Source organism: Streptomyces sp. NPDC002742 (genome assembly GCF_042888885.1).
Classification (GTDB): domain Bacteria; phylum Actinomycetota; class Actinomycetes; order Streptomycetales; family Streptomycetaceae; genus Streptomyces.
Window position 1 is genome coordinate 165,570 of sequence record NZ_JBIAQF010000004.1, and the last position, 12,214, is coordinate 177,783.

11 protein-coding genes are annotated in these 12,214 nt (G+C 71.8%); 3 read left to right on the forward strand and 8 right to left on the reverse strand.

Annotated elements, in window-relative coordinates; genetic code table 11:
• Nucleotides 1-134 precede the first annotated feature (134 nt).
• Together cyc2 and ACFYW8_RS08210 are read right to left on the reverse strand one after the other, a co-directional pair.
• Entirely contained in the window at nt 135-2,312 is a 2,178-nt protein-coding gene (gene cyc2, locus ACFYW8_RS08205) for a germacradienol/geosmin synthase Cyc2 (protein ID WP_389069142.1), read from the reverse strand.
• A gap of 173 nt (nt 2,313-2,485) precedes the next feature.
• Nucleotides 2,486-3,682: a damage-control phosphatase ARMT1 family protein gene (locus tag ACFYW8_RS08210; RefSeq protein ID WP_389069145.1), complete on the reverse strand. Its 1,197-nt coding sequence runs from the start codon at nt 3,680-3,682 to the stop codon at nt 2,486-2,488.
• 410 nt (nt 3,683-4,092) lie between these two features.
• On the opposite strand from ACFYW8_RS08210, the gene ACFYW8_RS08215 reads away from it, so the two are divergent.
• Complete coding sequence (locus ACFYW8_RS08215) at nt 4,093-5,055, forward strand: lytic polysaccharide monooxygenase (RefSeq protein ID WP_389069147.1); 963 nt, start codon at nt 4,093-4,095, stop codon at nt 5,053-5,055.
• A gap of 18 nt (nt 5,056-5,073) precedes the next feature.
• Here ACFYW8_RS08215 and ACFYW8_RS08220 read toward each other — a convergent pair whose 3' ends face one another.
• Complete coding sequence (locus tag ACFYW8_RS08220) at nt 5,074-5,739, reverse strand: Tat pathway signal sequence domain protein (protein ID WP_365868706.1); 666 nt, start codon at nt 5,737-5,739, stop codon at nt 5,074-5,076.
• A gap of 726 nt (nt 5,740-6,465) precedes the next feature.
• Here ACFYW8_RS08220 and ACFYW8_RS08225 point away from each other — a divergent pair.
• Nucleotides 6,466-7,140 (forward strand): DUF6230 family protein, encoded by a 675-nt coding sequence (locus tag ACFYW8_RS08225; RefSeq protein ID WP_365868708.1) that lies wholly within the window; start codon nt 6,466-6,468, stop codon nt 7,138-7,140.
• The gene (locus ACFYW8_RS08230) at nt 7,140-7,553 is read left to right on the forward strand and encodes a DUF6114 domain-containing protein (RefSeq protein WP_365868710.1); all 414 of its coding nucleotides are present in this window, start codon (nt 7,140-7,142) and stop codon (nt 7,551-7,553) included. The genes ACFYW8_RS08225 and ACFYW8_RS08230 overlap by 1 nt, the downstream gene beginning before the upstream one ends.
• Nucleotides 7,554-7,813: 260 nt before the next feature.
• Here the strand turns inward: ACFYW8_RS08230 and ACFYW8_RS08235 are convergent, their stop codons facing one another.
• Genes ACFYW8_RS08235 through ACFYW8_RS08255 form a run of 5 tightly spaced genes read right to left on the reverse strand, consistent with a single transcriptional unit; the run spans nt 7,814 to nt 12,071 of the window.
• Nucleotides 7,814-9,166 (reverse strand): cytochrome P450, encoded by a 1,353-nt coding sequence (locus tag ACFYW8_RS08235; protein ID WP_389069619.1) that lies wholly within the window; start codon nt 9,164-9,166, stop codon nt 7,814-7,816.
• Nucleotides 9,167-9,204: 38 nt separating this feature from the next.
• A complete protein-coding gene (locus tag ACFYW8_RS08240; protein ID WP_389069152.1) occupies nt 9,205-9,807 on the reverse strand; it encodes an ATP/GTP-binding protein in 603 nt (200 codons plus the stop codon).
• Nucleotides 9,785-10,150: a DUF742 domain-containing protein gene (locus ACFYW8_RS08245; protein WP_389069154.1), complete on the reverse strand. Its 366-nt coding sequence runs from the start codon at nt 10,148-10,150 to the stop codon at nt 9,785-9,787. Before ACFYW8_RS08245 ends, ACFYW8_RS08240 begins: the two co-directional genes overlap by 23 nt.
• Entirely contained in the window at nt 10,147-10,560 is a 414-nt protein-coding gene (locus ACFYW8_RS08250) for a roadblock/LC7 domain-containing protein (RefSeq protein WP_365868718.1), read from the reverse strand. Before ACFYW8_RS08250 ends, ACFYW8_RS08245 begins: the two co-directional genes overlap by 4 nt.
• Nucleotides 10,557-12,071, reverse strand: coding sequence for an ATP-binding protein (locus ACFYW8_RS08255; protein ID WP_389069157.1), 1,515 nt, complete (start codon nt 12,069-12,071; stop codon nt 10,557-10,559). The genes ACFYW8_RS08250 and ACFYW8_RS08255 overlap by 4 nt, the downstream gene beginning before the upstream one ends.
• Between the last annotated feature and the right edge of the window lie 143 nt (nt 12,072-12,214).

The window sequence follows — 12,214 nt, forward strand, 5'->3', positions numbered from 1 at the left end:
GACCGCGGTTCCCGCAGAGCGAAACGGTCTGCGGGAACCGCGGGACTACCGGTCCTCCGGCGTCCGGACCTCGTCACGATCCGTCGCGGTTCCTCGCGATCCGTCGCGGTTCGTTTACGGTTCGCCGCGGTTCGTCAGAGCGAGACGGGATCCGCCCGCCAGGCGAACGGCAGCGCCGACGCCTGGTCCGGTACGAAGCCGTGGGCGCGCCGGGCCAGGTCGGCCGCGCCGTAACGGCGGCAGTCCTGGTGCCACTTCAGGATTCCGGACAGCCAGTTCTGCAGCTCCACCACATAGCCCCGCATGATCCCGCGCGCCTCTTCGGAGAGCTTGAAGTCCTCGTACAGGATGGGCAGTTCATGGTCGGCGACATGCTGGAACTGCTCCATGCGCTGGGTCATCAGGTCATGGATGACGCCGAGCGCGGTCGGATAGTCGCAGCCGAAGAAGTTCTGCACGACGAGGATGCCGTTGTGGACCTCTCCTTCGTACTCGATCTCCTTCTGGTACGAGAAGACGTCGTTCAGCAGCATCGCGTAGTCCATGGCCGCGTTCTCCAGCGACCGGACGGGGCCGCTGCGGTAGACCTCCGGCGGGACCTCGGGGCCATGGCCGAGGCGGCACAGGTTCATGGTGAGCTCGGAGCCGAAGGTGGCCCGGCGCATCTCCAGGTAGTCGACCGGGTCCGGGACGCGGTTCTGGATCTGGTTGGACAGCTCCCACAGCCAGCTCTCCGTCATCACGTCCACGGCCGCGCGCAGGGTGCTCCGGGCGTCCGGGGTCATCTCCGCGGTGGTGCGCCGCCACAGCTCGATCAGTCCGCGTTCCATGCCGTTGGCCGGGACGGGGACCTCCTCGCCGTCGAGGGGCATGCAGGCGGAGAGGCGCGCGGTGGTCAGCTTGGCGGCGGCGAGGTCGCGGCGGTTGCCGAAGAGCAGCGGGTAGTAGTCGTCGCCGTAGGTGCCCCAGGCCAGCCACTGCGAGCTGAGGTCGAGGGCCTCCGGAGTCGCGTCGGGATGGATGCCGGCGGCGCACAGCGGCAGGTCGTAGGCGATGAGTTTGTCCTCGTCCCAGACGCCCTCCTGGAGCATGCCCGTGGCGTGCATCCAGGTGACGAGCCGGTCCCGGGCGCCCGCGAGGTGCGGGCTGAGGGTGACCTCGAACGGCATGTGGAAGTCGGGGAGCACGGAGGGTCCGACCTTCTGGAACGGGACGTGGGTGTACGCGCGCAGCCGCTCCGCTCCGGCCGCGGAGAGCAGCGCCCCGACGTCCGCGGCGGACGTCCCGAACCCGCCCGTGCCGAGCGGGCGCGGCTCCTCGGCGGCGCCCTTGTTCATGTAGCGGCTGGAGCGCATGTGCCACTCGTGGCCGCCGGACTGCCAGTCCTGGAGTCCCTGCGTGTACGCGGCGACGGCGCCGACCTCGGCGGGGGTGAGCCCCTTCTCCACAGCCAGTGCGGGCACCTCGGTGAGCGCCGTGTGCTCGAACTGGTGGAGCCGTGAGGTGAGGATGTCGTTGACGGTCTCGGCGGCCTCCTGTGTCGTGCAGCCGAAGAACGTCTCCAGGACGAGGACGCCGTTGCTGAGTTCGCCCTCCTCCTCGACCTCGCGCTGGTAGGAGAAGAGGTCGTTGCGCAGGTGGACGCCGTCGGAGAACGTCTCCATCAGGACGCGCAGCGGCCTCGACCCGGCGACGGACGCGGGCACTTCGGCGGTCGCGTACTCGACGAGCCCCGCCGACCACGGGGCGCCGCCCACCTTGCGGCGCATCTCGATGTACTCGACGGGGTTGGAGATCCGCCCCTCGTTGATGTTGGACAGCTCCCACATCGACTCGTTGAGCAGATGCTCGGTGGAGACGGCGAACCGCTTGCGCCACTCGGTGGACATCGAGGGCACCGTGCGCGCCCACAGGTCGGCGAGTCCCGCCTCGACGGGATTCTCCGGCTCGGGTACGGGAGTCGACAGGTCGAGCGGCATGAAGAGGGGGAGCCGGTCCAGGTAGGCCTTGCCGCCGGCGCGGTCCTGGGTGCGTTTGAAGGTCTCCAGGAAGTGGTCGTCGAAGAAGAACACCCACACGTACCAGTCGGTGATGAGGGAGAGGGCCGGTCCGTCGCAGTCGGGGTGGGTGTACGCGCACAACAGGCCGTAGTCGTGGGCGTCGAGGTCGGACTGCTCCCAGATGCCCGATCCTTCGAGCATGCCCATTCCGCGGGCCCACTCGACCGAGTGGGCCCGCGCCTCGTCCAGGTGCGGGTTCAGCCGGGCGGTGTACGGCATGTAGAAGTGCGGGAGTTCGAACGGCTGCGTCATGGCCGGGCCCTACCCATGGCCCCGCGGGGACATCCGCAGGCCAGGACATGATCACACCATCGCGTGAACCGGTGCGAAAGCCGCGCACGGCGGCGCCTCGGTCCGATCGTGGGCCGCCGTGATCCGCGATCCCACCCCGCGGCCCGGCCGCAGGCGCCCGAGGCGCCGGTCCGTCAGCGCCTCGCCTGGATCAGCGCGTGGGTGCCGCCGGTACGCCAGCGGTCGCCCTCGGCGGCGTCGAGGGCCGCCTCGACGGTGGAGGTCAGTCCGACGACCACGTCGGACTTGAGGGTCCGCAGCGCCGCCACCGAACCGGGGAAATGGGCGGTGGCGTCCGCGAAGGGGGTGGTGGCGGGGTAGAGCCGGTCGCCGATGAGACGGCGGTAGTTCAGGTCGCCCTTCAGCAGGGTCACGTCGGCCGCGGCGAACTCCTGCCGCAGGTCGTCGGGCAGATCGGCGTACGGCAGCGGGGCACAGGCGAAGGGGTGGGCCCGGACGGTGAGACGGCCCTCGGACAGCGCGGCCCAGAGGCGGTTCCCGGCCTCGCCCGCCGCTCCCTTCGCGGCGGTCAGACGGCGAAGGGCGTCGAGCACGTCCGCCGCCGTGGCGTCGGACACGTAGTACGGGTACGGCTTCACGTGCAGGGCGGTCCGCCCGACCCGGCGGTGGCGGAGCAGGTGGTCGGCGAGGAGCAGGTCGGGGATGAGCTCCCGGCCCGCGTTGTCCGCGACGAGACAGAGAGTGCCGCCGGCCAGGAGCGATCGCAGCAATTCTCCGTCGTTCGCCACGAGCTGGGACTCGGCCGCCGCCCCGCCCTCGGCGCGGGCCAGCCTGAACCCGAGGTCCGCGCGGTTGCCCCACAGGGAGCCGCGCAGCAGCGCCTCCTCCTGCTCCTCGACCGGCCGCCGCGCGAGGCCGTCCAGCGCGGCGAGTTCCTCGTCGGCCTCCGGGGTGTCCAGTTCGGCGAGCTTGAAGGGGCGGAAGGGGTCGATGCCCTGCCACGGCCCGGGTGCGAAGTAGCCGACGGCTTCGAGGAGTCGGCGGTAGAAGTAGCTCTCGGACCAGAGGAAGGGCACGTCGAACCAGGACCGGCCGTAGTACTCCCGGCCGCCCCAGGCGTCCCACTGTCCACGGTCCGCGGCCGGCGCCGGGAGCGGTTCGAGCACCCCCTCGGCGCAGTTCCGGAGCAGGACGTCGAGCGCGTGCCGCTGTTCGGGACCGTACGGGAAGGCGTCCCGCACCTTCTCGATGAGCGCGGGATGCCGCTGGGCCAGCACGCTCCAGGGGAAGGAGCCCCGAACCGAGCTCACGACCACCGGAGCGTCGTCGGGACCGGCGGCGGAGCGGGCGGCTGCGGCGGGATCGGGCATGCGGCTCACCGTACCGGCCGAACAGAAGGGGCCGTCCGACGCGGTGCGCGCCGGGCGGCCCCTCCCCCCGTAGAGCCCAGCGGTCGGCCTAGGTCGGTCGGCTTCGAGCTGTCGACCGCCTCGGTGTCCTGCGCGGCCCTGTCGTGGACACGGTGTGCGCAGCGGGCGTCGGCGGTCGCGCTGAACGATAGGCAGGCCGTCAGGGGGAGGGATAGCGGGAAAACCCTCGACCGGCCGCCGATCGGCCCTTGCCCGCCCGCGGTTCGGTGAGGTGGTCCGGTTTCGCGGGGATTGCGGATCTGAACATCCGGCGCTCCGGCCCCGTATCTCACAGTGCCCCGTGCGAGGAGTGCGTCCCGGCCGCGCGCGGTGGCACGCCGCTTCGCCCACGCTTCGAGGAGACCCTCCGGATGACCGCCTACCGCACCGCCACCGCGGCCGCTGTCGCCCTGGCGGCTCCGCTGCTGCTCACGACGTGGGCCGCGGGGACCGCATCGGCGCACGGCGCGCCGACGTCCCCGGTCAGCCGCGTGGTCGCGTGCTCGCCCGAGGGCGGCAGTCTGATCCGGACGTCGGCCTGCAAGGCGGCGATCGCCGCGAACGGCGCGCCGTTCACCGCGTGGGACAACCTGCGGGTGGGCGGCGTCAACGGCCGGGACCGCTCGGTGATCCCGGACGGAAAGCTGTGCAGCGGGGGCCTCCCCGCGTACAAGGGGCTCGATCTGGCCCGCGCCGACTTTCCGTCGACGCGTCTGACTCCCGGCGCCGCCCTCACCCTCACGTACGGCTCGACGATCCCGCACACGGGTACCTTCAAGCTCTATCTGTCCAAGCAGGGTTACAGCGCCACGCGACCGCTGAAGTGGTCCGACCTGCCGGAGAAGCCGTTCGCCACGGCCACCGACCCGGCGATGGTCGACGGCGCCTACCGCATCAAGGCCACACTGCCGTCCGACCGAACCGGCCGCCAGATGCTGTTCACGATCTGGCAGAACTCCAGTACGACGGACACGTACTACTCGTGCTCGGACGTGGTGTTCCCCGGCGCGAGCGGCGCGTCGAAGCCGGCGCGGAGCGCCGGGACCTCGGGGAGCACCGGGAGCACCGCCGGTGGCAAGAACACGGGGGGCAGCCCCTCCCCGTCGACCAAGCTGGAGACCGTGCCGCCCAGCCGCACGCCGGCGAACCCGGCCGCCGACTCGCCTTCCCCGGCGGTCGGTTCGTCCGCCGGGAAGGCGGGCGCCGATCATCTGACGCCCGCCGCCGACAGCACCTCGGGCGGCGGCCCCGCCCTCCCCCTGGTCGCCGGAGGAGCGGCGGCGACGCTGCTGCTCACCGCCGGCGCCGCCTTCGCGCTGCGACGCCGGGGGTGAACTCGCGCCCGGTGAGCGTCAGTTGACGTAGACCACCGGGCTGTCCGGCTGGCTGGTGTCGGTCACGGGGGCGTACTTCGCGGTGAAGTAGCCACTGCTGAAGCAGAGGGACGAGCCGGAGAACTTGGTGAACTGCTGGTTGGCGAAGGCGATGCTGTTGTCGGTGTTGCTCGCCGTGCCGGACAGGCTCGCCGCGCGGTAGACACAGGTCAGCGTGCCCAGCAGGGAGCGCAGCTTGACCGTGGTCTGGATGGTTGAGCCGGCGGCCGGAGTGACCGTGACGGTTCCGTCGGAGCCCACCGCGGTGCTGTACGGGAGGTTGTCGACCGTGATGCTCGTGACACCGAGGACGCCGACGACGTTGCTGCTGCACGAGCTGCTGGCGAAGGTGTGCCCGGTGAGCGATTCGGTGGCCGTGCCGGGGGACGCCGGGTTGTCGGCGGCGGTCGCGGTGAAGGTCGACGCGGAACACGAGACACCGCTCGTGCCGGTGGCGCTGGAGTAGAGCGTGGCCGTGGTGCCGGTCGCCAGCGAGGCGGCGAGTACGTCGCCGACGGCCACGGGGGTTCCTCCGGCGCTCCCGGTGGTGAGCACCGGGACGTCGTCCGCGGAGGCGGGAAGGACCGCGGACGCCGACAGGGCCGCGACGGCGCCGACGACGGCGAGCAGGGATCGAGTACGCATGGGGGGTGCCTCTTCTCCGATGGGGGTGTGGGTGCCTGACCGCGCCGGGGCGCGGGGGTGCGGGTCGAGAAGGTGGCGCGGGGGTGCGGGGTGGAACGGGCCATGCGCGAAGGCGGGTCGAGACGCCTGAGCGCGTGTGCGGGAGTGGTGCGAGGAGAGACCGCTGCCGGTCCGTGACGCCTTCTCCGTACGTCACGGGCCGGCAGCGACAGCCGGGCGACCGGTACGGCCCTCGGGGGGAAGGTGACCGCGCCGGTGCCACGGGAACGGGGAATGGCCCAGGGGGGCGCGCCGTTTCGGCGTACGCGCACAGGGCCGCTCCGGAACACGCCATGACCGCCCCGCGCAGAACGGGGTCCGGGAGGTGACGGGCGGTTCGACCTACGGATCCGGCGCCACGGATCCGGGGAAACAGGGAGAGTTGTAGACCTGATGGATGGTCAACGTCAAGACGTAGCAAGGAAGTTGAAGGTCAGCGACGCCCTTCCGGCGACGCGTGTTCACAGGTGGGGCACAACTCGACACGGATTTCCCACACGCGCCTTGACCCATACATGTAACCCCCGGTAACTTCCTCGACGGCTACTGCTGCGTAACGAGAAAGCCCTTGCAACCGCCGGGAGGCGCGAGGAGGCGTGCGCCGCAGCCGCTGTCCGCGCCAGGACAACGCGCCACTGGAGCCCAACCCGCATCGAGACCCGCATCGAACGTGCCCAGGGAGCAGACATGGCCTCGTCCCCGGACGCCACGGCGTCCAACGGTTCCACGCCCGAGACCCCGGAAAGCGGTTCAGCCGCCCAGGGGCAGGACAGACGCGGGCGGGTCCGTCTGCGTCGCGCCGCCGTGATGGCGGTGCCGGCCACCGCGGTCGCCGCGGGGTTGATGATCCTCACGGCCCAGGGCGCCCTCGGCGTCCAGTTCGCCATCTCCGGCATGCCGTTCACGGTCACCGCGACCGAGCTGAACGGCACGGGCTTCGAGCAGTTCGGCGGCCTCGACAACATGGCGGAGGACAGTCCGAACGCCGGCGACACCGGCGGCCAGGTCCTCATCGTCACCTCGGCGATCAGGAACGCGACCCTCGACCACCTGTGCCAGAGCGTCGACCTCGGCGGCACGAACCTGCTCATCACGGCGGGCAGCGGGGCGAACAAGGTACAGGCCAGCCACCTGACCACGGACTCCACGGAACTCTCCGGTGACGCCTCCTTCGACAACATCGAGATCGGCAACGACGCCAGCACCCTCGACAAGGCCGGGGTCCAGGGACCCAAGGGCGTGTTCAGCCAGCAGGCCGACACCGTGCGCATCGCGAACCTGCGCCAGACCAACTACGCGACGACGGCGGCGGTGTTCAAGCTGCCCGGCCTCAAACTCCGCTTCAGCGACCAGGGTTGCTGATGAGCCCCGACGCACCGACGGACGACTCCCGGGACCTGAGGGAGGCGTTCCGGCAGTGGCGCGCGCACCGGCCCTTCTGGGGCGGGCTGCTGCTCACCCTGGCGGGGGCGGAGATCCTCCTCACCGAGAAGGCGTCGCTGAAGGTGGTCCTGCACATCGGGATGCAGGGCCTGGCCGGCTACCTGCTCCCCACCGTGATGCTGCTGTGCGGGCTGCTGATCCTCTTCAACCCGGCCCAGCGGCTGTTCTACTCCCTGCTGGGCATCCTGCTGTCCCTGGGCACCTGGCTCACGTCCAACCTCGGCGGATTCTTCGTCGGCCTGCTCCTCGGGGCCGTCGGCAGCTGCCTCACCTTCGGCTGGCTCCCCGACCAGAAGCCGCGCAGGCGGCTGCTGCGTCGCGAGCCGGTCTGAGGCGGGCGGCACCGCACGGAACCGGGCCCCTGGCCGACTTGTCCGTACGCGCGGCAGGCCCGGACTTCCCCGCACGCGCGGGGAAATCCGGCTTGCCCGCACGCGCGAGGAAGTCGTCGTCCTCTCCCAGCTCGGCGGCCCCGAGGGGACCGTGATCTTCCAAGGGCGAGGCGATCCTCGCGGCGTACGCCGCCTCCGGGCGTGATGCCGGGGAGGTCCGCATCTCCCGGAGTCCGCATCTCCCGGAGTCCGAGGCCGGGTCACTCCCCGCGCCACCAGGCCACCGACCGCGCCCAGCCGCTCCTCGGGCGGTCGGGCGCGGGATCCAAGGGTTCCGCCTTGGGCCCCGCGGTGGGCGCCGCGGTGGGCGCCTGGACATGCTCGGCCCGCGTCTGCCGCGCGTCCTCGGGGCGTCCGTCGCCGGACCGTCCGGCCTCGGACCGGCCGACGGTCGCGGCGGGCGGGAAGCTCACGGGCAGTGCGGCGAGCGCGCGGTGGAACGGGCCGGGACGCCACCTCAGCTGTTCGACGGGCACCATCAGTTCGATGTCGGGGATCCGGTCGAGGAGTTTCTCGACCGCGACGGCCGCGATCAGCCGCGCCGGACCCTGGGCAGGACAGGTGTGCGGGCCCGCACTCCACGCCAAGTGGGCCCGGTTACCGGTTCGCTGACCGTCCATCAGCACGGGATCCGTGTTCGCGGCGGCGAGGCTCACCACCAGTGGATCACCCGCGCGCAGCAGCGTGCCCTCGTGGACGACGTCGTGCCGCGGGTAGTGCACGGCGTAGTTGGCGATCGGCGGATCGGTCCAGAGCACCTCGTCGAGGGCGTCCTCCACCGGCAGGGTGCCGCCGGACAGGTCGCCCGCGAAGCGGTCGTCGGACAGCAGCAGACGCAGGCTGTTCGCGATCAGGTTCTGCTGCGGTTCGGTGCCGGCGCCCATCAGCACGGCGAGGGTGTGGATCATCTCCTCGTCGGTCAGCGCGGCCGGGTGCTCCATCAGCCAGGACGTCATGTCCGACGCGGGCCGCCGCCGCTTCAGCCCGACCAGGTCGAGCAGAGTCGTGGTGAGCAGCTCGTTCGCCTTCTCGGCGTCCACCCCGTCGAAGATGCCGGACATGCCCTCGACCAGCCGGACTCCGTGGCCGGCCGGGCAGCCGAAGAGGTGGTTGAAGACGAGCAGCGGCAGCACCTGGGCGTACTCGCCGAGCAGATCCGCCGTGCCCAGCGGCGCGAACCGGTCGATGAGCGTGTCGGCGCTGCGCTCGGCACAGCCGCGCAGGGCGCTCGACTCGACTCGGGCGAGCGTGTCGGTGATGGCGCCCCGCAACCGGCTGTGCTCCTCGCCGTCGGTGAACAGGGCGTTGGGCCGGTACATCATCATCGGGACGACCGGGCTGTCCATCGGGACGGTGCCGTCGGCGAGGTCCTGCCAGCGCCGCGGGTCCTTGGAGAAGGTCTCCGGGCTGCGCAGGACGTGCAGGGCGGCGTCGTACCCGGTGACCAGGGTGGCCCGGACGCCGGGCGCGAGTTCGACGCGCGCGGTCGGTCCGGCCTCCCGCAGCCGCCGGTAGACGGTGGCGGGATCGGCGGCGAACTCCGGTCCGTACAGGGCCTGGTGGGCCGGGCAGCCGGGTGGCGGTACGGCGTTCACGCGTGCTCCAGTTCGCCGGTGCGAGCCAGCAGATGGGCGACGAGGGCGATCAGCGTCTCGGTCGCGGAGACCCTGTCGCGGGCGTCGCAGCGCAGCAGCGGGGTGGAGGGCAGCAGGTCGAGGGCCTCGCGCACCTCGTCGAGGCCGTGCTCCGGCCCGTCGTCGAAGCCGTTCAGGGCGACTGCGTACGGAAGCCCCAACTCCTCCAGTAGGCCCATGACTTCGAACGACTGGTCCAGGCGCCGGGTGTCGGCGAGAACGAGTGCGCCGAGCGCTCCGCGCGTCAGGTCCTGCCAGAGCCCGGTGAATCGCCGCTGCCCCGGGGCGCCGAACAGGTAGAGGACCAGGGTGTCGTCGAGGGTGACGCGGCCGAAGTCGAGGGCGACCGTGGTGGTGGTCTTGTCCCGGGTGTCCACCAAGTCGTCGACGAGCGCGCCGGCTCGGGTCATGACCTCCTCGGTGCGCAGCGGCCGTATCTCGGACAGCGCGCCGACGAACGTGGTCTTGCCGACCGCGAAGTGGCCCACGACCAGCAGCTTCACGGCGGTCCGCACCCCCTCGGGCAGGTACATGACTTCAGAGACGGGAGCGGAGTCCATCGAGCACCTCCTGGAGGACGCGGGTGCCGGACGGGGGCCCGGCGGAGGGGATCGGCGTGCGGGTGACGAGGTGACCGCTGTCCATCAGGTCGGCGACCAGCACCTTCGTGACACTGACGGGCAGCTCCAGATGGCCGGCCACCTCTGCCAGCGACAGCGCCCCGGGCCGGCACAGCTCCATCAGCCGCCGCTTCTCGGGACCGAGTCCGGCGAGCGGCCGACCGAGGGCCGCGATCAGCAGCGTGACGAGGTCGAGGGTGTTGCGCGACGGATGGGAGCGGCCGTCCGTGACGACGTACGACCGCACCAGCCGCTCCCCGGGACGACGTCCGGACGGCGTCATGCCGGACTGCCGGTGTCTTTCCGGGCCGGGCTGGTCAGCTCCTTGCCGAGCCGGTCGACCATCTTGTGCATGCGGTAGGTGACCGCCTCCATGTCGACGTCCTCGGTCGTGGACACCGCGAGATGGGTGCCCTCGCCCGCGGCGACGAGAAAGACGTACCCGTGCGCGAACTCGATCAGGGTCTGCCGCCACGGTGTGTCCGGGCTGCCGCAGAACTCGGCGGTGCTGCGGCTGATCGACTGCACGCCGGACAGGCCCGCGGCCATCCGTTCGGCGTCGTCCCGGCCGATGTCCGCCGAGTGGGCGCGGAGCATGCCGTCGGCGGACAGCAGGATCGCGTGCCGCGCCTGCGGCACCTTCAGCACCTCGTCGAGCATCCACCCCAGCTCGTTGGTCATGGGCGCGGTCATCCCTGTGTGCTCCCTTCGATCCGGTGGGGTGTCTCGTACGACGTCACGGGGGCGCCCATGGGCCGCACAGGGGTCTGCGCACGCGGCACAGGGGCATCCGTGGACGTCACCGGGGCTTGCGTCGGCGCGAGGGCTTCCGTGCTGCCGGGAGCGTCGGGCGGTCGCCGGGCGGGCGGTCGCGGGGCGGGCGGCGTTCCGGTGGTGTCCCGCTCCGCGCGGCCGAAGCGGGTGCCGCGGGCGAACGCGCCCATGCGCCGGGCGTTCTCCTCGGCCGACCGCGCGCTGACGTCCTCGGCGGGCGCGGCAGCGGGCTGTTCGCCGGGGGTGGCCTGCTGCGGGCCACGGCGCCGCCGCTTCGGCAGGCCACCTGCCGTCGTCGTCTCGACGGGCTCGGCCGTCCTGCGCGTGGGACACGCCGGCGCCACGGCTGCCGCCCCCGGACCCTGCGGACGGCCGTCCGTCCGCCGGAGCTCGGCCCGGGGCGGCACCTTCACCACCGGGACCAGATGAGTGAGCAGCGCCGACGGGAGGAACACCACGGCGCGGACACCGCCGTACGGGGAGCGCGTGTCCACCGAGACGCTGAATCCGTACCGTGCGGCGAGCACGCCGATGACGGCGAAGCCGAACTGCGGCGGATCGTCGAGCCGGGTCACGTCCACCGGGTCGCGGCCGGTCAGCAGCGCGGCGGCCCGCTCGGTCGACTGGCCGTCCATACCGACACCGGCGTCGTCGATGACCACGCAGGCGCCGTTGTGCGCCGGCTGGACGGTGACCTCGACGTTCGTGCCGGGCTGCGAGTGGCGTGCCGCGTTGTCCAGCAGTTCGGCCAAGGCGAGGACCACCGGTTCGACCGCGCGGCTCTCGACGGCGATGTCGACCTGTCCGTTGACGCGGACGCGCCGGTAGTCGCGGACGCGGGAGGTCGCGCCACGCACCACGTCGATCAGCGCGGAGGTGCTGCGCTGCCGTCCGGGCCAGGAGCCGCACAGGACGGCGATCGCCTGGGCACGACGGCCGAACTGGGCATTGGTGTGGTCGATTTCGAGAAGGTCGCGCAGGACGTCGGGACGGTCGTGGCGGTCCTGCATCTGCCCGATGGACACCTGCTGCTCATTGGCGAGAGCCTGGATCGAACGCATCGACGCCTTGAGCGCGGACTTCGCGGACTGGTCGGCGCGCGCCTGCGCGTGCCCCACCGCTTCCGAGAAGCGTTCGAGGACGCTTTCGAGGTACTTCGCGAAGTCCGTTCCGGCCAGCCGGACGTCGAGCGGGCCCGCGGCGCGGACGCCGTTGGGAACGTGCTGGTGGGGGGCGTCCTCCAGTGCGGGCAGGCGGACCTCGGCCAGGTGGCGCAGCTCCTCGTCGCGCACCCGCAGGTCCTCCGTGAGTGCGGCGGTCCGCCGGCGCTGCCGCGTGCTGATCCCGCGCTGGCGCAGCAGCAGCACGGTGACGGCGAGCAGGCCGACGGCCAGGCACCAGGACGCGGCCTCCGGTATCCGTTCGGTCATGGTCCTCAAGTCCTCTTGTGCAGAGACGTGTTGCCTGGACTGAAGCAAGAAAAGTGAGGGGTGTGCCGCGAGTTGGCGCGGGCGCATGACGGTAGCCGCGCGGCGGCGTCCGCGCTTGCCCCGGCGCGCAAGGAAGTTGCCCT

Excerpts from the sequence above, each read along its gene's own strand:
- ACFYW8_RS08225 (WP_365868708.1), top strand. The coding sequence starts at position 6,466 with ATGGCCTCGTCCCCGGACGCCACGGCGTCCAACGGTTCCACGCCCGAG.
- ACFYW8_RS08220 (WP_365868706.1), bottom strand. The coding sequence starts at position 5,739 with ATGCGTACTCGATCCCTGCTCGCCGTCGTCGGCGCCGTCGCGGCCCTG.
- ACFYW8_RS08255 (WP_389069157.1), bottom strand. The coding sequence starts at position 12,071 with ATGACCGAACGGATACCGGAGGCCGCGTCCTGGTGCCTGGCCGTCGGC.
- ACFYW8_RS08210 (WP_389069145.1), bottom strand. The coding sequence starts at position 3,682 with ATGCCCGATCCCGCCGCAGCCGCCCGCTCCGCCGCCGGTCCCGACGAC.
- ACFYW8_RS08250 (WP_365868718.1), bottom strand. The coding sequence starts at position 10,560 with ATGACCGCGCCCATGACCAACGAGCTGGGGTGGATGCTCGACGAGGTG.
- ACFYW8_RS08215 (WP_389069147.1), top strand. The coding sequence starts at position 4,093 with ATGACCGCCTACCGCACCGCCACCGCGGCCGCTGTCGCCCTGGCGGCT.
- cyc2 (WP_389069142.1), bottom strand. The coding sequence starts at position 2,312 with ATGACGCAGCCGTTCGAACTCCCGCACTTCTACATGCCGTACACCGCC.
- ACFYW8_RS08245 (WP_389069154.1), bottom strand. The coding sequence starts at position 10,150 with ATGACGCCGTCCGGACGTCGTCCCGGGGAGCGGCTGGTGCGGTCGTAC.
- ACFYW8_RS08230 (WP_365868710.1), top strand. The coding sequence starts at position 7,140 with ATGAGCCCCGACGCACCGACGGACGACTCCCGGGACCTGAGGGAGGCG.
- ACFYW8_RS08240 (WP_389069152.1), bottom strand. The coding sequence starts at position 9,807 with ATGGACTCCGCTCCCGTCTCTGAAGTCATGTACCTGCCCGAGGGGGTG.